Below are 19,522 nucleotides of genomic sequence, written 5' to 3' on the forward strand. Positions count from 1 at the left end.
CGCTGGCCGAACGCAGGCATTGCGCAGTGGGCATCCCGGCATGGATGCCGGGATAGCCGCGCTGGGCCATGGATGGCCCTTCGCGGCGGGCCCACGGAGCAATGCCGGAGTGAGGGCATGCCGAGCCCTAGCGAGGCACCGAGTGGTGGGGCAAAGCGCTTTTGGTTACTTTTGGCGCTTTTCCAAAAGTGACCCGCCGTCAGGGCGGAACCCTAAGCCGCCGTTACCGAAATAACGGATATACACACAGTCCCCCCTAAACCCTCAAGCCCCCCAACGACGAAACAACACACTGGCATTAACCCCACCAAACCCAAACCCATTGGAAAGCGCATGGGTAATCGGCCTCTCCCTGGCACAAAGACCAACCAAATCAAGCCCCGCAGCCCCCTCGTCAGGATGAACAAGATTAAGGGTCGGCGGAACGACCTGGTCCCGAAGCGCCAACACCGTAAAAATAGCCTCGATACCACCCGCCGCCCCCAACAGATGCCCAGTGGCCGACTTGGTGGAGGTGATCGCCACATCGGAACCGCGCCCGAACACCGAGCGAATCGCCGCCAACTCACCGTTATCGCCAACCTGGGTGGATGTCGCATGGGCATTGATATGCTGCACATCGGCCGGACTGACTGCGGCCTGACGCAACGCCTGCTCCATCGCACGCCGGGCGCCGTTGCCGTCTTCCGGACCTGCCGTCAGGTGGTAGGCATCGGCGCTGGTGCCATAACCCACCAGTTCCGCCAATGGCGTGGCGCCGCGGGCAAGGGCATGTTCCAGCGACTCGATCACCAGCAGCCCTGCCCCCTCGGCCATGACAAAGCCGTCGCGATCTCGATCGAAAGGCCGCGAGGCCTCTTGCGGGCGCTCGGCAAACCCCGTGGACAAGGCGCGAGCGGCGGCAAAACACCCCAGGGTCACGCGATCTATCGCGGCTTCCGTCCCGCCGCAAATGGCGATGTCCGCCTCGCCACTTCTGATCAGCCTGGCCGCATCGCCGATGGCCTGCACCCCGGCCGCACAGGCGGTGACCGGCGCACCGAGCGGGCCTTTGAAACCGTGACGGATGGACACGTGCCCGGCCGCCATGTTGGCGAGAAAGGCCGGCGCCGTGAACGGTGACAATCGGCGCGGACCACGCTCATCAGTGGTGCGGACCGCACCGGCAATCGCGCCAAAGCCACCCACGCCCGAGGCAATGATCGTCGCCGTCCGCTCCTGGTCGTGGGCATCGGTCGGTTGCCAGCCAGCCTGTTGCAACGCTTCTTCGGCCGCCACCAGGGCGAACTCGATGAAGCGATCCATTTTCTTGCGATCCTTGGCTGGGATGATGCGCTCGGGGTCGTAGCCGGCGATGGGGTCTTCTTCCAACGACGGCACCTGGCCGCCCACGGCCACACCTGTCCCCTCAGTGATATCGACAGACAGGAGGCGAATACCGGAGCGCCCGGCCAGCAAGCGCGGCCAGACTTCTTCCACGCCACAACCCAGCGGGCCGACAATGCCCACGCCAGTGACGACGATGCGTTTTTGCCCTTGGGAAGTCATCATTTGAAACCTCTTCATTTGCTCAGTCGACGTTCGTTGAATGGCTGGCTTACGCCAACGGTGCTGCCGGGGTGCGCACTGGCGCGTCAGGACGGATCTTGAACCAGATGGCGTACATCGCCGGCAGGAACACCAGCGTCATGATGGTGCCGACGAACGTGCCGCCGATCAGCGTGTAGGCCAACGTGCCCCAGAACACCGAGTGCGTTAGCGGGATAAAGGCCAGGATGGCCGCCAACGCTGTCAGCAGGACCGGACGCGCCCGTTGCACGGTGGCTTCGATGACCGCATGGAAGGGCTCCAGCCCCTCTTGTTTGTTGTGATGGATCTGCCCGATCAGGATCAGCGTGTTGCGCATCAGGATGCCCGAGAGCGCGATCAGGCCCACCAGGGCGTTGATCCCGAACGGCTGCTGGAAGATCAGCAACGTCGGCACCACCCCAATCAAACCCAGGGGCGCGGTGAGGAACACCATGATCATGGCCGAGATCGAACGCACCTGCACGATGATGATCAGCAGGGTCAGGGCCACCATGATTGGCACCAGCGGCACGATCGCCTTGCCGGCCTTGCCCGACTCCTCGATGGCGCCTGCCTGCTCGATCCGATAGCCGCTCGGCAGGGTGTCGATGATCGGCTGCAGGGCCTTGATGATCGCGCTCGATACGTCCGGTGGCTGCAAGCCTTCGGCAATGTCGCCGCGCACGGTCATGGTCGGGGTGCGGTCACGACGACGAAGCATCGGATCCTCCATGCGCACATCGACCTCGCCCACCTGGGACAGCGGAATACGCTGACCAGCCGCACCCACCAGGGTAAAGCCCTCGATCCTCGCCGGATCGAGGCGAATATCACCGGCCGCACGGCCGACCACCTGCACCGAGCGGATGTCCTCGCGAACCGCCGTGATCGGCACCCCCGCCAGCAGGAACTGCAATTGCTGCGCGACCGCATTGGACGTCAGGCCTACCGCCTGCAAGCGGTCCTGGTCCAGGGTGAAATGCAACGTCGGCGTCAGTGCCCCCCAATCGGTATTGACGGTCCGCATCAACGGGCTCGCCTGCATGACGCCCTGGACCTGTGCCGCGATCTCACGCAACTTCGACGGATCCGGTCCCATCACCCGGTAGGCAACCGGATACGGTGAATACGGGCCGAACACCAGTTGCGTAACGCGGATGCGCGCCTCCGGGGCAAGCCCCTCGGCTGCCGCCTCGCGAAGACGGAACTTGAGGGTCTCGCGCGCTTCCTGGCTGTCGGTCAACACGACGATCTTGGCGAACGACGGATCGGGCAGTTCCGGCGCCATCGCCAGGTAGAAACGTGGCGCACCCTGGCCGATGTAGGCCGTGACAATTTTCGCCTCGTCCTGTTTTTGCAACCAGGCCTCGACCTTGGCGGTGGTGGCGCTGGTCTGCTCGATGGAAGTGCCATAAGGCATTTGCACTTCGATCAGCACCTCCGGGCGATCGGAGGTCGGGAAGAACTGTTTCTTCACCAGGCCCATGCCGAGAATCGCCACGACAAATGTCGTGACCACCGTGCCGGCCACCCACCATTTGCGCGCGATGACCCGGGTCAGGACCTGGCGAAAACGATTGTAGTGGCGAGTGTTATAGATGGCTGCGTGGCCACCCTCGACCTGCTTGATGTCCGGCAACATCTTCACCCCCAGGTAAGGGGTGAACGCTACCGCCACCACCCAGGACGCGATCAGGGCGATACCGACGATCCAGAACATGTTGCTGGTGTACTCGCCGGCGGTCGATTGGGCGAAACCGTTGGGCATGAATCCGATCGCTGTCACCAGCGTACCGGACAACATCGGCGCGGCGGTGTGGCTCCAGGCATAGGCGGAGGCCTTGATTCGGTCGTAGCCCTCCTCCATTTTCACCACCATCATTTCGATGGCGATGATGGCATCGTCCACCAACAACCCGAGCGCCAGGATCAGCGACCCCAGGGTGATACGGTCGAAGTTCTTGCCGGTGGCCGCCATGACCACGAACACTATCGCCAGTGTCAACGGCACGGCGGCTGCGACCACCACCCCTACACGCCAGCCCATGCTGAGAAAGCAAACGAGCATGACAACCAGCAGCGCAACAAAGAATTTGACCATGAATTCACCGACGGCCGAGTCGATGTTCACCGATTGGTCGGTGACTTTGGTGAGGGTCATGCCCAAGGGCATGTCTGCGTTGATCCTGGTCGTCTCCGCATCCAGGGCCTTGCCCAGGTCCAGGCCGTTCCAGCCTTCACGCATCACGACGCCCAGCAACAGCGCGTCTTCACCATTGTTGCGCACCAGGAACGTGGCCGGATCTTCGTAGCCACGCTCGACGGTCGCCACGTCCGAAAGCTTGAGCGTACGCCCCTGAATCGCCAGGGGCGTGTCGCGAATTTTCGCCAGCTTATCGAACGCGCCGTCGACCCGAAGAAAGACCTGCGGTCCGTTGGTTTCGATCGAGCCGGCGGGCGTGAGCGCGTTCTGACTGTTCAACGCCGCGAAGATATCCTGGGGCGAGACGCCCAGGGTGGCCAGCCGATCATGGGAGAAGGAAATGAAGATGCGTTCGGCCCGCTCGCCGATGATGTTGACTTTTTTCACCCCCGCCACGTGCAGCAGCCGCTGGCGCAACGCTTCGGCGTCACGCACCAGCAATCGCTGCGGCTCGCCCTTTGCTTTCAGGGCGAACAGCGCAAACGTCACATCGGAAAACTCGTCATTGACCATTGGCCCGATGACGCCCGCGGGCAACTTGAGCGCTTCGTCCTGGAGTTTTTTGCGCGCCTGATAGAACTCCTCCTGCACCTGCGAAGGTGGCGTGCGATCGACCAGCGACACCATGGTGAAGGCCAGGCCGGGACGGGTGTAGGTTTCCGTGCGGTCGTACCACTTCAATTCCTGCAAGCGTTTTTCAAGCGGCTCGGCGACCTGGTCCTGCATTTCCTGGGCGGTTGCGCCCGGCCATGCGGTGATGACGGTCAACTGCTTGACCGTAAACGGTGGGTCTTCAGCGCGCCCCAATTGGAAAAACGCCAAGGTCCCCGCGACGGCAATCAGGAAAATCAGAAACACGGTAATGGAGCGCTCGCGAACGGCGAGTGCCGACAGGTTGAGACTCATGGACGGCCCTCGGCAACCTTGACGTCACCCGGTTGCGCCAGCCGCACTTCTTCACCTTCGCGCAACAGATGGGCGCCGAGCCCGACAATGCGCTCGCCCACGTTGAGACGGCCGGTGACGCGTGCGGCGTCGTCGCTCAGCCCCAGGACTTGCACAGGTCGCCAGGTGACTTTCGCCGGCTCGCCGTTAATGGCCCATACGCCAGGACCTTTCCCCGAGTCATAAATGGCGGCAATCGGCACTTGCAGTGCCCGCCGTTGCGCGGAGCCTTCGGCGATACGCAACGTGACGGTCGCCCCCAGCGGTGCATTGGCCAATGCTCCTTCCAGCACATATCGGGCCTCGAAGGTGCGCGTCACGCGGTCGGCCGAATCAGAAAGCAACCTCAGTTTCGCGGTTACCGGGTTCGCGGTGGCGCCATAAAGCGTCGCCTGGGCAGTGGCGCCTGCGGCAGGTCGCAGGGTCTCGGGCAACTGCACAACGGCCTCTCGCTGACCGGCCCGCGCCAGTCGAACCACGGTTTGCCCGGGGCTGACGACTTGCCCGGGTTCGGCCAGCGTGTCCATCACAACCCCGTCGGCATCGGCGAGCAGCACGGCATAACCCGATGCGTTCTGGGCGACGTCAGCCTGGGCCTGGGCGGCGCTGAGTTGGGCCTTGGCGGTGTCAGCGGCGGCTTTGATCTGGTCGTAACCCGATGCGGAAATAGCGCCTGCGGCGACCAGATCGCGATAGCGCGCCTCGTCATCGGCGGTCTGCTTGGCCCGGGCCCGGGCGGCAGCGACTGCTTCTTGCTGGGCTCGGGCTTGCAACCCCAGGTCGATGGGGTCGAGGCGCATGAGCGGCTGACCGCGTTTTACCGCCTGCCCGGTATCGACCAGACGCTCTAGCACCTTGCCCGACACGCGAAAACCCAGGTCGCTCTGGACGCGCGCCGCCACGACGCCAGTAAAAGAACGCGAGGCGTCGGACGAACCCCGGACTTCATCAACCCGCACCAAAGGGGCAAGCGTGCGCGGATCTTTAGCGATGGAGGAATCGCCACACGCCGTCAGGACGAGCGGCAACAAGCAAGCGGCAAAGGTGACGGGGCGGAGCCGGCGCATAGGTTCCCTTTTGGCGAGTGAGGACAGAGATCGCATTCTCAGTCTTGTGACCAATACTGTCAATGGTCACCGTCCAGCTCACACTATAGTCAAGCGCGTACCTCAGCCTTTAATAATTCCAATTGCACCCTAGCCTCATGGACGTTCATTGACATGAAGTGACCACAATATAATATGGTCACAAACCCACGACACCAGGAATCCCCAATGCCGCCCCTACGCCCCGCTGCTTGGTTGGTCAGCTTCAGCATGATGGCAGGCTGCACCGTCGGTCCGGATTACCAGCGTCCAGACACCGCGCTCGCCCATCGCTATTTGGGCCAGGCATCTGTCGAGCAACGGTCCGCAGCGACGCCGGCCAGCTTGGCTACATGGTGGGAAGGTTTTGCCGATCCAGTGCTCAGCGAGCTCATTACCAAGGCGCTCGCGCAGAACCTGGACCTCGCGCAGGCGTCGGCCCGTGTCACCCAGGCGCGGGCCGGCCTCGGCGCTGCCAATGCCGCGTTATTGCCCTCTGGAAGCCTCAACGGCCAAGCTGGGCGCTCGTACCAATCCGTGGAAACACCACTGGGCCAAGTGTTGGACTCGACGCCTGGCTACGATCGCTACGGCAGCGCCTACGAACTCAACCTGGGCGCCAGTTGGGAAATGGACCTCTTTGGAGGCCTGCGCCGAGGGCGTGAAGCGGCACTGGCCGAGTACCAGGCCAGCGAGGCAGGTGTCGCGGCCACACGCCTGGCCATCGCCGCACAGACCGCCGACCTCTACATCACTGCCCGGGGATTGCAGGCGCGGCTGGACATTGCCAACCGACAAGTCAAGACACAGCAGGACCTGTTGGAGAAAGTCCAACTGCTCTACAGCAAGGGCCTTGCGGCCAGCTATCAGGTTCATCAGGTCGAGGGCACCCTCTCGCAGGTCCAGGCGACGACGCCCGTGCTGCAGACAGGACTGGACGCGGCCATGAATGCCCTGGATGTCATGCTCGGCACGTCGCCAGGCACTCATCGCAGTCAACTGGCAAATGGACGCGACATTCCTCCGGCACCGCAGATCACCGCAATGGGCACCCCCGCCGATCTGCTGCGCCGCCGGCCAGACCTGATCGTGGCCGAGCGTCGTCTGGCCACCTCCAATGCGCGTATCGGCGAGGCCGTCGCCGAGTACTACCCGAAGTTTTCCCTCAGCGCGTTGCTGGGCAGCGCCACGGCGGTTTCCGCCGGCAACCTTTTCACCGGCGATGCCAGCGAGGCGGCGGGCGCGCTGGGTTTGCGCTGGAGACTCTTCGACTTTGGCCGCATCGACGCGCAAATCGACCAGGCCAAAGGGCAGGAAGCCGAAGCGCTGGCGGCTTACCGCCAGTCCGTACTGCGCGCCACCGAGGACGTCGAGAACGCGTTTTCAGCGCTGGTGAATCGAGAAGCCCAGGCGAGCACCCTCACCCAGGGCGAAACGTCGTTGTCCCAAGCTCGCCAATCGTCATTCATTGGCTATCAGAAAGGCGCGGCCAGCCTGATCGACGTCCTGAATGCCGACGCGACCTTGTTGCAAGTCTCCGACGCCCGGGCGCAAGCACGTACAGAATCGGCACGGGCCGCGGTGGCGGCATTCAGGGCGCTAGGCGGTGGCTGGCAACCTAGCGAAGGCCAGCCGGTGGTGACTCGTTGAATGGATCCAGCCCCATGACCATCTATTTAATTGGTCACAAAATAGCGGCTTCATCCAGAGAAAGGTTCAGTCTTGACAGCGAATACTGACGCGCGAATGCAACCGTCAGTCAACGCTCACGGCATGAGGCTACGCAAGATGAGATTGCAGGTAAGCGTGGGGGCTTCCTCGACGTAATCGAGGTTGTACTGCAACAGCAAAGGATTGACGAACGGCCGCAGCGCCAGATGGATCGCGTCGACTGTCTCATCCAATGGCGTCTTGCGCTCGAACTCTCCAAGCTCCCGCCCTTCACGCACAATCTGCAATACGAAGCTCTTGATTCGCGCGTTATAGACCTGCGAACTGGGCCAGCGCTCCGACGCGGAAAACGCCGCAATGTCATAGAGCTTGCGATCATTGAAAAACAGGTTCACACCCGTGGTGATCAGGGTCTTGACCAAGCGGCGAAAACGCTCCGTCGCCGAAAGCCCGTCTTCACTGATGGCCTGCTCAACCGCCGCGACGATTTCGGCCAGGCACTGGCTACAGATGGCCTCGCCAATCGCCTGCTTGGAGTCGAAGAACTTGTAGATGTAGGCCTTGGAAAAGCCAATAGCCTTGGCCAGGTCGGACACCGTGGTCTTGCCATAACCGTATTGACTGAAATGCTCATTGGCCGCCGCGACAATCTGGTTGCGAATGTCATGGTCGGCTGGGCCGCGGGTACTGGGCGAAGGTAGGGATGGCTGGCTCATGGGGGCAGCTTACGCATCCTGAAGATCGCTGACAACTTGTGACCACCCTGAAACAGCGTCACAACCTGACCATTATCAAACCACCGGCAGCCCTTAATGCCAGTCGGTTAAGCAGCAAACCCGTGGGAGCAGAGCTTGCTCGCGATTGCGGTAAGCCAGCCGACGACAATATTGACGACTCTGCCGCTATCGCGAGCAAGCTTTGCTCCCACAGATTTATGCCTTTTGCTCCTCACTGATAGGCTTTAGCAGCCCCTTCCTTTTATTTAGCGAAGAGCTGGCTCATATCCTTGAACGCCTTGAATTCCAGGGCATTGCCACAGGGATCGAACAGAAACATCGTGGCCTGCTCCCCCACCTGCCCCTTGAAACGTATATAGGGTTCGATCACAAACTCGGTGCCAAAGGATTTCAACCGCTCGGCCAGCGCTTCCCACTCCTGCCAACCCAGAATGATGCCGAAATGAGGAACAGGCACATCGTGCCCATCCACCGGGTTGCTGTGCACGCTCTCCTGGGCAGCGGTCTTTGGCTGTTCATGGATGACCAATTGATGACCATAGAAGTTGAAGTCGACCCAATGGGCACTGGAGCGCCCCTCTTGCAACCCAAACACTTCACCATAAAAGGCCCGGGCGCCTGGAAGGTCGTAGACAGGGATTGCGAGGTGGAAGGGAGAAAGGCTCATCACGGCTCCTGATGCTTTTGTTAGGACCGGCTTAGCGTAAGGCTCGACTCACAACAATAAAATCAATATATATTTCTCAAAGACACAATTATTATTTGTGTATGATTAAAGAACTCAAGACCCTTATCGCCGTGGCCCGTGAAGGTACTTTCGCTGCGGCCGGTCATAAAATCGGCCTCACCCAGGCAGCGGTCAGCGCGCAGATCCAGCGCCTGGAGGCCGAACTCGGTTTCGATATTTTCGACCGCAAAGGACGCTCGGCCCACCTCAACCGAAGGGGCCAGCAAATACTCTTGCAGGCGCAAGAACTGCTGCGCCTCTACGACAACCTTGGCGCAAGCCCGACGGGGCATGCCCCCAGTGTCCTGGTGAACATTGGCGCGATCGCTTCGGTGCAACGTTCTTACCTGCCAGACGCGCTCGCCAAGTTTCACCAACAGTGTCCGCAATGCCGCACGCGAGTGCTTCCCGGGGTGTCGATGGAGTTGATCAATCTGGTGGATGCCGGCGAAATCGACATGGCCGCCATCATCCGTCCGCCCTTCTCGCTGCAAAGCGATCTGCGCTGGATGACCCTGGCGCTTGAACCGTATCGACTGATCGTTCCGAGCGCGCTACCGGGGGAAGACTGGGCCGAACTGCTTGGCAGCCAACCCTTCATTCGTTATGACCGAGCCTCGTTCGGCGGCCGTCAGGTGGACCGCTTCCTGCGCAAGATGCACTTCACCTTGCATGAAGTCAGCGAGCTGGATGAACTGGAGGCGATCATCAAACTGGTTGAAAACGGCGTCGGAGTGGCCCTGGTGCCGCAAACATCGACCCATCGCCAGTGGCCAGAGGGGGTGCGCGCACTCGACCTCGCCGAACATACCTTCCACCGGGAAGTCGGACTGGTCCATCGGCCTCTGCAGAGCCTTGCCGAGCCCGTGGGGACGTTGGTGCAATTGATTGCGGAGCAAGCGCCTGGGTTTTTATCGGCGCAATGATCTATACCTTCAGATACACGCAGTCAGGCCAACGCAACAGACTGGCGTGTCCAGATAAAACGACTGTGGCGAACCCGCTTGGGGTGCGCCGCATCACATAAAACCGGCCTGCAACACGCTGTTTCCGGCGCCGACCCGTAGAATGGCGCCCACTGTCCAATGCCTGAAGTATCGATCATGAGCCTGAGCAAACACGTTTTGACTGTTCCCGCCAAGGCGCTATCCAGGCTTTGTCTATTGATACCGCTGCTGGTCGTGCACAACGCCGGCGCTGAAGCCTTGGAAATTGAACTGCACATTCTCGACGCACCGCCGCTGACGTTCGTTAACGATCCCAGGGGCTACGGCATCGTGGGCGATGTCGCCGTGGCAGCCATGACCAAGGCTGGCTACACGGTAAAGGTCCATGTGCTTCCCTGGGCCCGGGCACAGAAACATGTCAGTGAAGAGCATGACCACCTGATCGCGCCCCTTTCGCGCATCCCCCCCCGTGAGGACCGCTTCACCTGGATCGCCTCGATCATGCCCATGGAGCGAGCCTTTTTCAGCCTCGATCGGCGGGTGAGCAGCTTCGCCCAAGCGAAAGAAACCTACCGCAAGATCGGCGTCGGCCTGGGCAGTGCGCAGGAAGATATCCTGCGCGCCGAAGGTTTCAGTGATGAACAGATCTACCCGCTGGCCATCGGCGACAATCCCGCCCAGATGCTGTTGATGGGGCGTATCGATGCCTGGTTCAACGGCGTGCCGGAGAGTCGATACATCTGGCCGAAGGTGTCCAAACGCAAATTGCTCATGAGCAAGGTTGGCAGCAGCGCCGACCTTTACCTGGCCTGTTCGAAGCAATGCTCGCCAGAAATGGTCGTGCATTTGCGCGAAGCGGTGGACGCGCTTCGCGCGGATGGGACCGTCAAGCGTGTCCATGACCTTTATCTGCCGCATTAGGCTTGGGCCAAGTTCACCCGGCGACCATCAATCAGCTTGATAACCAGAAAGCAAAGCCCACGCTTGGGCAATCCACTGACTCAAGACTTGCCGAAGCCAATGTGGGAGCGACCCTGCTCGCGATAGCGGTGGGTCAGTTGGCGGTGATGTCGGCTGGGCGACCGTCATCGCGAGCAAGCTCGGCTCCCACAGGGGACTCGGGTGTTTCAGGACCTGATGCCGAGCACTCAACCCCGTGGCGAGGGAGCTTGCTCCCGCTGGGGCGCGAAGCGGCCCCAATAAGCTGCATGCGATCTGCCTGGCGCTACGCGGCGCTAGGTTTTGGGGCTGCTGCGCAGCCCAGCGGGAGCAAGCTCCCTCGCCACAAAGGCAGTTTGGTTGAGGGCACAAAACCCTATCGCCCTCCCACTGGGTTCTCGAGTGGCCACGAGGTTTGTGCCCACCGCCAATTCCAGTGTGGGAGCGAGCTTGCTCGCGATAGCGGTGGGTCAGTTGGCGGTGATGTCGGCTGGGCGACCGTCATCGCGAGCAAGCTCGGCTCCCACAAGGGACTCGGGTGTTTCAGGACCTGATGCCGGGCACTCAACCCCGTGGCGAGGGAGCTTGCTCCCGCTGGGGCGCGAAGCGGCCCCAATAATCCGCATGCGATCTGCCTGGCGCTACGCGGTGCTTGGTTTTGGGGCTGCTGCGCAGCCCAGCGGGAGCAAGCTCCCTCGCCACAAAGGCAGTTTGGTTGAGGCTACAAAACCCTATGGCCCTCCCACTGGGTTCTCGAGTGGCCACGAGGTTTGTGTCCACCGTCAATTTCCGTTTGGGAGCGACCCTGCTCGCGATAGCGGTGGGTCAGTTGGCGGTGATGTCGGCTGGGCAACCGTCATCGCGAGCAAGCTCGGCTCCCACAGGGGACTCGGGTGTTTCCAGACCTGATGCCGAGCACTCAACCCCGTGGCGAGGGAGCTTGCTCCCGCTGGGGCGCGAAGCGGCCCCAATAATCCGCATGCGATCTGCCTGACGCTACGCGGTGCTTGGTTTTGGGGCTGCTGCGCAGCCCAGCGGGAGCAAGCTCCCTCGCCACGGGCCCATCGGTTCCCAAAAATGCGGCGCATCATCCGGACTAGAGGTCTCATTGATGGCTTATATCATTCTGAATGATAGTTACCTTTGCTTCATTCGATTCGTTCCTCTGTCTTGCGCCACGCATCATCCGCCCATTCTCAATACATTGGCGGATGCTATCCATGGAACATTCACTTTCAAAACTGCGTTTTCCCCTCGCGCTGCTGGCGGTGCTGGTGATGAGCGCTTGCGGCAAGACTCCCGACACGGCAGCGTCCATGCCGCCGGCTAAAGTCAGTGTGGCCAAGGTCTTGGAGCAGCCTGTCAACGAATGGGATGAATTCACCGGTCGCCTCGAAGCGCCAGAAACCGTTGAGATCCGCCCGCGGGTTTCCGGGCAGATCGACGAAGTGGCCTTCACCGAAGGCGCGCTGGTCAAGAAGGGTGACCTGTTGTTCCAGATCGACCCTCGCCCCTTCCAGGCTGAAGTCCGTCGTCTCGAAGCCCAACTGGCCCAGGCCCGCGCCACCGCCACCCGCAGCGAGAATGAAGCCCAACGTGGCGAACGCCTGCGCTTGAGCAATGCCATTTCCGCCGAACTGGCGGATTCGCGCACCAGCGCCGCCCAGGAAGCCCGTGCCGCCGCCGCAGCCATCCAGGCGCAACTGGACCTGGCGAAACTGAACCTGAGCTTCACCCGCGTTACCTCGCCCATCAGCGGTCGCGTCAGCCGGGCGGAAATCACCGCCGGCAACCTGGTGACCGCCGATGTCACGCCGCTGACCAGCGTCGTGTCCACCGACAAGGTCTACGCCTACTTCGATGCCGACGAGCGGGTCTTCCTCAAGTACACCCAACTCGCCCGCCAGGGGCAGCGCGGCCAGGCCACGCCGGTCTACATGGGCCTGTCCAACGAGGACGGCAACCCGCACCTGGGCCAGATGAACTTCGTCGACAACCAGGTCAACCCCCAGACCGGCACCATCCGTGGTCGCGCCGTGTTCGACAACAAGGATGGCACCTACACCCCTGGCCTCTACGCCCGTCTGAAGCTGGTGGGTAGCGGCACCTACGCTGCCGTGCTGATCAACGACGAAGCCGTGGGCACCGACCTGGGCAAGAAATTCGTCTTGGTGATGGACGCCGAAAACAAGCCGGCCTATCGCGCCGTCGAGTTGGGGCCGAAAATCGAAGGCCTGCGCATCGTGCGCAGCGGCCTGAACAAGGACGACACCATCATCGTCAAGGGGCTGCAACGGGCTCGTCCGGGTGCACCGGTCACGCCTGAAACCGTGCCGATGGCCAGCGAAGAAACCATTGCCGCCCTGGCACAACAACGTAAAGCGCTCGAAGCCAGCAACCTGCCCCAAGTCGCGCCCTCCAAGGCGGCGTCAGGCTCGGCAGGCAAACTGGCCGCTGCGACCCCACGCGACTAAGGGACTGAATCCAAGATGAAATTTTCCCAGTTCTTCATTTCGCGGCCGATCTTCGCAGCAGTGCTTTCGCTGCTGATCCTGATCGCCGGCGCCATCTCGCTGTTCCAGCTACCGATCAGCGAATACCCGGAAGTCGTGCCACCGACCGTGGTCGTACGCGCCAACTTCCCGGGCGCCAACCCCAAGGTCATCGGCGAAACCGTGGCCGCGCCCCTGGAACAAGCCATCACCGGCGTCGAGAACATGTTGTACATGTCCTCGCAGTCCACCGCTGACGGCAAGATCACCCTGACCATCACCTTCGCCCTCGGCACTGACTTGGACAACGCCCAGGTGCAGGTGCAGAACCGCGTCACCCGGACCGAGCCCAAGCTGCCGGAAGAAGTGACCCGGATCGGCATCACGGTGGACAAGGCCTCGCCCGACCTGACCATGGTCGTGCACTTGACCTCGCCGGACCAACGCTACGACATGCTCTACCTGTCCAACTACGCCCTGCTCAACATCAAGGATGAGCTGGCGCGCCTGGGCGGCGTGGGTGATGTGCAACTGTTCGGCATGGGCGACTATTCCCTGCGCGTCTGGCTGGACCCGAACAAGACCGCCTCGCGCAACCTGACCGCCACCGACGTGGTCACCGCGATCCGAGAGCAGAACCGTCAAGTGGCGGCCGGTGCCCTGGGTGCGCCGCCGGCGCCGAATGCCCAGGCCTTCCAGCTGTCGATCAACACCCAGGGTCGCCTGGTCAATGAGGAAGAGTTCGAGAACATCATCATTCGTTCCGGCGCCAACGGTGAAATCACTCGCCTGAAGGACATCGCTCGGGTCGAACTGGGCTCCAGCCAGTACGCCTTGCGTTCGCTGCTGGACAACCAGCCGGCGGTGGCGATCCCGATCTTCCAGCGTCCGGGCTCCAACGCCATCCAGATCTCCAACGACGTTCGCGAAAAGATGGATGAGCTGAAGAAAGGCTTCCCGGCCGGGATGGACTACAGCATCGTCTATGACCCGACGATCTTCGTGCGCGGCTCCATCGAAGCGGTGGTCCACACCCTGTTCGAAGCCCTGATCCTCGTCGTGCTGGTGGTGATCCTGTTCCTCCAGACCTGGCGCGCCTCGATCATTCCGTTGGTGGCGGTGCCGGTTTCGCTGATCGGTACGTTCGCGGTGATGCACCTGTTCGGCTTCTCGTTGAACGCCCTGTCGCTGTTCGGCCTGGTACTGGCGATCGGTATCGTGGTGGACGACGCCATCGTGGTGGTGGAAAACGTCGAGCGAAACATCGAACTGGGCCTCACCCCCGTGGAGGCGACCAAGCGCGCCATGGGCGAAGTGACCGGCCCGATCATCGCCACCGCCCTGGTGCTGTGCGCGGTCTTCGTTCCGGCGGCGTTCATTAGTGGCTTGACCGGTCAGTTCTATAAGCAGTTCGCCCTGACCATTGCCATCTCCACGGTGATCTCGGCGATCAACTCCCTGACCCTGTCCCCTGCCCTGGCTGCCGTATTGCTCAAAGGCCATGACGCGCCCAAGGACCGTTTCTCCAAGTTCCTCGACAAGCTCTTCGGTGGCTGGTTGTTCCGTCCGTTCAACCGTTTCTTCGAGCGCGCCAGCCATGGCTACGTGGGCACCGTCGCGCGGGTGATCCGCAGCAGCGGCATTGCCCTGGTGCTCTATGCGGGCCTGATGGTGCTGACGTTCTTCGGTTTTTCCACTACCCCGACCGGCTTCGTGCCCGGCCAGGACAAGCAATACCTGGTGGCCTTCGCCCAACTGCCGGACGCCGCGAGCCTGGATCGCACCGAAGATGTGATCAAGCGCATGTCCGACCTGGCACTCAAGCAACCGGGCGTTGAAAGCGCCGTGGCCTTCCCGGGCCTGTCGATCAACGGTTTCACCAACAGCCCGAACGCCGGCATCGTGTTCGTGACCCTCAAGCCCTTCGACGAGCGCAAGGACCCGAGCATGTCGGCCGGCGCCATCGCCGGTGCCTTGAACGGCAAGTACTCGGAAATCCAGGAAGCCTACATGGCGATCTTCCCGCCGCCGCCGGTACAGGGCCTGGGCACGATCGGTGGTTTCCGCCTGCAAATCGAAGACCGGGGCAACCTGGGCTACGACGAGCTGTACAAAGAAACCATGAACATCATCACCAAGAGCCACAACGTGCCGGAACTGGCCGGATTGTTCACCAGCTACACCGTGAACGTACCCCAGGTCGATGCCGCCATCGACCGTGAAAAAGCCAAGACCCACGGCGTGGCCGTCAGCGACATCTTCGACACCCTGCAGATCTACCTGGGCTCGCTGTATGCCAACGACTTCAACCGCTTCGGCCGTACCTACCAGGTCAACGTCCAGGCCGAGCAGCAGTTCCGTCTCGAGTCGGACCAGATCGGCCAGCTCAAGGTGCGCAACAACCGTGGCGAGATGATCCCGCTGGCGACCTTCATCAAGGTCAGCGACACCTCGGGCCCAGACCGCGTGATGCACTACAACGGCTTCATCACCGCTGAAATCAACGGTGCTGCCGCCCCTGGCTACAGCTCCGGCCAGGCCGAACAAGCTATCGAGAAACTGCTCAAGGACGAACTGCCCAACGGCATGACGTACGAGTGGACCGACCTGACGTACCAGCAGATCCTCTCGGGCAACACCGCGCTGTTCGTGTTCCCGCTCTGCGTACTGCTGGCGTTCCTGGTGCTCGCGGCGCAGTACGAAAGCTGGAGCCTGCCACTGGCGGTGATCCTGATCGTACCGATGACCCTGCTGTCGGCGATTACCGGGGTGATTCTCTCCGGTGGCGACAACAACATCTTTACCCAGATCGGTTTGATCGTACTGGTGGGGCTTGCCTGCAAGAACGCGATTCTGATCGTCGAGTTCGCCAAGGATAAACAGCTCGAAGGCATGAACCCGCTGGCGGCGGTCCTCGAAGCGTGCCGCCTGCGTCTGCGGCCGATCCTGATGACCTCCTTCGCTTTCATCATGGGCGTGGTGCCCCTGGTGTTCTCCAGCGGCGCCGGTGCGGAAATGCGCCATGCCATGGGTGTGGCGGTGTTCTCCGGGATGCTCGGCGTGACCTTCTTCGGTCTGCTGCTCACCCCAGTCTTCTATGTACTGATCCGCAACTTCGTCGAACGCAGCGAGGCCCGCAAGGCGGCCCGGGCTTTGAAACTGGAGGCGCAACAATGAGTTTGAAAGCGTTCGTGCCGAGCTTGCTGGTGTTGGCCTTGAGTGCCTGTGCCGTAGGCCCGGACTACAAGGCTCCGCAAACGGAGGCGGCGAATATCACCACCGCCACCGACGGCGCCGCCGGCCAGAAGAACTTCGACCGCGCCCGTTTCGAAGGCGTCTGGTGGCAGCAGTTCGACGACCCGACCCTCAACGCGTTGGTAACCCGTTCCCTGGAAGGCAACCGTGAGTTGCGCGTGGCCTTCGCCCGCTTGCGGGCCGCCCGGGCGATTCGCGATGACGCCAGCAATGACGCCATGCCGACCATTACCAGCCGTGCCAGCAGCGAACTGGGCAAAGGCCAGAACCCAATGGGACAGACTGACGAGCGGGTCAACTCCGAGCGTTACGACCTGGGCCTGGACATGGCCTGGGAGCTGGACTTGTTCGGGCGCATCCAGCGCAACCTGGAAGCCACCGATGCCGATCAACAGGCCATCGAAGCCGATCTCTATCAGTTGCAGGTGACGATGATCGCCGAGCTGGTGGATGCCTACGGTCAATTGCGCGGCGCACAACTGCGGGAAAAGATCGCCCTGGCGAACCTGAAGAACCAGCAGGATTCACGCAAGATCACCGAAAGCCTGCGTGATGCCGGCGTCGGCGATCAGCTCGACGTGGTCCGTGCCGATGCACGCCTGGCCTCGGTGGAAGCCAGCGTGCCGCAACTGCAGGCCGAACAGGCGCGCCAACGCAATCGCATCGCCACGTTGCTGGGCGAACGCCCGGACAAACTCAGCGTCGACCTGAGCCCGAAACAGTTGCCGGCCATCGCCAAGGCCCTGCCCATCGGCGACCCGGGTGAACTGCTGCAACGGCGCCCGGACATTCTCAGTGCCGAACGCCAACTGGCCGCCGCCACGGCGCGCATCGGCGTGGCCAAGGCCGACCTGTTCCCACGGGTCAGCTTGAGCGGTTTCCTCGGCTTCACCGCCGGACGCGGTTCGCAGATCGGCTCCTCGGCCGCCAACGCCTGGGCGCTGGGCCCGAGCATTACCTGGGCCGCTTTCGACCTGGGCAGCGTGCGAGCGCGCTTGCGCGGTGCCGACGCCGAGGCGGACGGCGCCCTGGCGAACTACGAACAGCAAGTGCTGTTGGCCCTGGAAGAATCAGAAAATGCCTTCAGTGACTACGGCAAGCGCCAGCAGCGGCTGATCTCGCTGATCCGTCAGAGTGAATCGAGCCGCGCCGCCGCCGACCTGGCCGAAATTCGCTACCGCGAAGGCACCGTGGATTTCCTCGTGCTGCTCGACGCCCAGCGTGAACGCCTGGCGGCCGAAGACACCCAGGCCCAGGCCGAAGTGGACCTGTACCGCGGCATCGTCGCGATCTACAAGGCCCTGGGTGGCGGCTGGCAACCGGAAACCGTCGCCAGCAACTGACCCGCCCGGCTCAACCGAGCTCCTTTGGTTGGCCGCAACCAGCCAAATTTTTGCCCCGCTTCTCATTTGGATGCGGGGCTTTTTTTCGGCTGTAACCCAAAGCCCACGGGAGAGCCCATTGTGGGAGCGAGCCTGCTCGCGATGGCGGTGTGTCAGTCAATATCAACATCGCTGACCCACCGCCATCGCGAGCAGGCTCGCTCCCACAGGGTCATTACCGCTGTTACAAGGTTTGACTCAGGCCCCCACCTGGCCGAAGCTTGCGACACTTCACGCTTCTGGTAATGGATTCCCTGCATGCCCTCGCCTCGCCGCCGCTATCTGCTCCTCAGCCTCTGTGTCCTGTTGTTGATCGGTCTTGTCGCGGTGTGGCTACGCAGCACCACGCCGCAGATCCCCGAGGCGATCAAGCGTGGCTACAGCGAAGCCTTGGAAAGCGCCCGCAACGGACAGCCAGGGGCGGCGCGGATGCTATACCAGCAACTGGGCCGTCCGGATCTCTCGCCCAAGCGCCGCGTATGGCTGCACGCCGAACTGCCCAACTACCCCAGCCCCCAAGCGCTTAAACTGGCGGACGCCGATCTGCACAGCGAATCGCCGGATGTGCGCCGGGCCGCCATTGGCAGCGTCGTCGGACTGGTACCGACAGGCCAGCGCAGCCTGTTGCTCGGCCCGCTCCTGGACGATGACGATCAAAACGTTCGGTTCGCCGCCGTGAACGCGCTGCTGGGCCTGTCGCCGGATGACCTTGGCTTGTATTTCGGCGCGATGCAGATCGCCATCGATACCTGGGAGCAGGTGCTCGAAGACGGCCCGAAAACCGCTGAGTCCCACTACCAGCTCGCCCGGCTGCACCTGCACAACGCCGAATTGAAGAAAGCCCAGTTGGCCCTTGAGCAGGCCTTGAGTTTGCAACCGGACAACCTGCCCGCGCTGGTCATGCAAATCGAGGTGCTGGACAAACAGGGCCAGGGCGAAGCCGCACGACAATTGCTCGCCCGACAGTTGCAAACCCAGCCAGCGTCGGCTTATCTGCAACATGCGCTGGGCATGTGGCTGCTGCAACACGGCCAGAGCGAATACGCAGTGCTCGGCCTGGCAAAAGCCGTGGAACTGGAGCCCGAGAACCGCCATTACCGCTATGACCTGGCGACCACCCTGCATGACGAGCAGGAAGTGGAAGCCGCGCAGAAACAGCTGCAGGAAATCGTCCAGCGCTACCCCGCCGACCGCAAGGCACGGGTGTTGCTGATCAACTATTGGAAGGAGACTGGCCAGTTGCAGAACGTTCAGATCCTGTTGGCGCAACTGGAACAATTGAACCCTGACGACCCGGCGCTGCAGCAGGGTTTGTAGGCGGACTAGCCGTTAAGTGGAACCTTGGGCAAACACACAATCCGTGGCGAGGGAGCTTGCTCCCCCTGGGCTGCGCAGCAGCCCCAAAACAGGGACGCTTCGCGACCCAGCGGGAGCAACCTCCCTCGCCACAGGAAGACTGGTCGGCCTCCTTTCTCTTAGCTGACTGGCATGGGTCTGTGGGGCGTCGGCGCACACTGAAAAGTTGTGCAGGACCCCGCGTGTTGGCGGAGGAAGCGGGACCGCCATCACC

12 protein-coding genes are annotated in these 19,522 nt (G+C 62.2%); 7 read left to right on the forward strand and 5 right to left on the reverse strand.

Annotated features, from left to right (window positions below):
* Window positions 1–264: 264 nt before the first annotated feature.
* Genes fabF through J3361_RS28365 form a run of 3 tightly spaced genes read right to left on the reverse strand, consistent with a single transcriptional unit; the run spans window position 265 to window position 5,784 of the window.
* Window positions 265–1,551, reverse strand: coding sequence for a beta-ketoacyl-ACP synthase II (gene fabF, locus J3361_RS28355; RefSeq protein WP_207967317.1), 1,287 nt, complete (start codon window positions 1,549–1,551; stop codon window positions 265–267).
* A gap of 46 nt (window positions 1,552–1,597) precedes the next feature.
* Window positions 1,598–4,678, reverse strand: coding sequence for an efflux RND transporter permease subunit (locus J3361_RS28360; RefSeq protein WP_207967318.1), 3,081 nt, complete (start codon window positions 4,676–4,678; stop codon window positions 1,598–1,600).
* On the reverse strand, window positions 4,675–5,784 hold the full coding sequence (locus J3361_RS28365) for an efflux RND transporter periplasmic adaptor subunit (protein ID WP_207967319.1): 1,110 nt from the start codon (window positions 5,782–5,784) through the stop codon (window positions 4,675–4,677). Before J3361_RS28365 ends, J3361_RS28360 begins: the two co-directional genes overlap by 4 nt.
* Before the next feature lie 207 nt (window positions 5,785–5,991).
* On the opposite strand from J3361_RS28365, the gene J3361_RS28370 reads away from it, so the two are divergent.
* Window positions 5,992–7,452, forward strand: coding sequence for a TolC family protein (locus J3361_RS28370; RefSeq protein ID WP_207967320.1), 1,461 nt, complete (start codon window positions 5,992–5,994; stop codon window positions 7,450–7,452).
* A gap of 116 nt (window positions 7,453–7,568) precedes the next feature.
* On the opposite strand, the gene J3361_RS28375 is transcribed toward J3361_RS28370, so the two are convergent.
* Window positions 7,569–8,189: a TetR/AcrR family transcriptional regulator gene (locus J3361_RS28375; protein ID WP_207967321.1), complete on the reverse strand. Its 621-nt coding sequence runs from the start codon at window positions 8,187–8,189 to the stop codon at window positions 7,569–7,571.
* Window positions 8,190–8,451: 262 nt separating this feature from the next.
* Window positions 8,452–8,877 (reverse strand): VOC family protein, encoded by a 426-nt coding sequence (locus J3361_RS28380; RefSeq protein ID WP_207967322.1) that lies wholly within the window; start codon window positions 8,875–8,877, stop codon window positions 8,452–8,454.
* A 101-nt stretch (window positions 8,878–8,978) separates the two neighbouring features.
* Between J3361_RS28380 and J3361_RS28385 the strand changes: the two genes are divergently transcribed.
* The 6 genes from J3361_RS28385 (at window position 8,979) to J3361_RS28410 (ending at window position 19,269) form a co-directional block, all read left to right on the forward strand.
* Complete coding sequence (locus tag J3361_RS28385) at window positions 8,979–9,863, forward strand: LysR family transcriptional regulator (protein WP_207967323.1); 885 nt, start codon at window positions 8,979–8,981, stop codon at window positions 9,861–9,863.
* A 177-nt stretch (window positions 9,864–10,040) separates the two neighbouring features.
* Entirely contained in the window at window positions 10,041–10,805 is a 765-nt protein-coding gene (locus J3361_RS28390; protein WP_207967328.1) for an ABC transporter substrate-binding protein, read from the forward strand.
* A 1,238-nt stretch (window positions 10,806–12,043) separates the two neighbouring features.
* Window positions 12,044–13,297, forward strand: a complete 1,254-nt coding sequence (gene mexE, locus J3361_RS28395; RefSeq protein WP_207967324.1) for a multidrug efflux RND transporter periplasmic adaptor subunit MexE — start codon at window positions 12,044–12,046, stop codon at window positions 13,295–13,297.
* A 15-nt stretch (window positions 13,298–13,312) separates the two neighbouring features.
* The gene (locus J3361_RS28400; RefSeq protein WP_207967325.1) at window positions 13,313–16,492 is read left to right on the forward strand and encodes an efflux RND transporter permease subunit; all 3,180 of its coding nucleotides are present in this window, start codon (window positions 13,313–13,315) and stop codon (window positions 16,490–16,492) included.
* Entirely contained in the window at window positions 16,489–17,913 is a 1,425-nt protein-coding gene (locus J3361_RS28405) for a TolC family protein (protein ID WP_207967326.1), read from the forward strand. The genes J3361_RS28400 and J3361_RS28405 overlap by 4 nt, the downstream gene beginning before the upstream one ends.
* A gap of 297 nt (window positions 17,914–18,210) precedes the next feature.
* Complete coding sequence (locus J3361_RS28410; protein WP_207967327.1) at window positions 18,211–19,269, forward strand: tetratricopeptide repeat protein; 1,059 nt, start codon at window positions 18,211–18,213, stop codon at window positions 19,267–19,269.
* Window positions 19,270–19,522 lie beyond the last annotated feature (253 nt).

The sequence above is a fragment of the Pseudomonas sp. OA65 genome (assembly GCF_017498305.1).
In the GTDB taxonomy this organism is placed as follows: Bacteria; Pseudomonadota; Gammaproteobacteria; order Pseudomonadales; family Pseudomonadaceae; genus Aquipseudomonas; species Aquipseudomonas zanjanensis.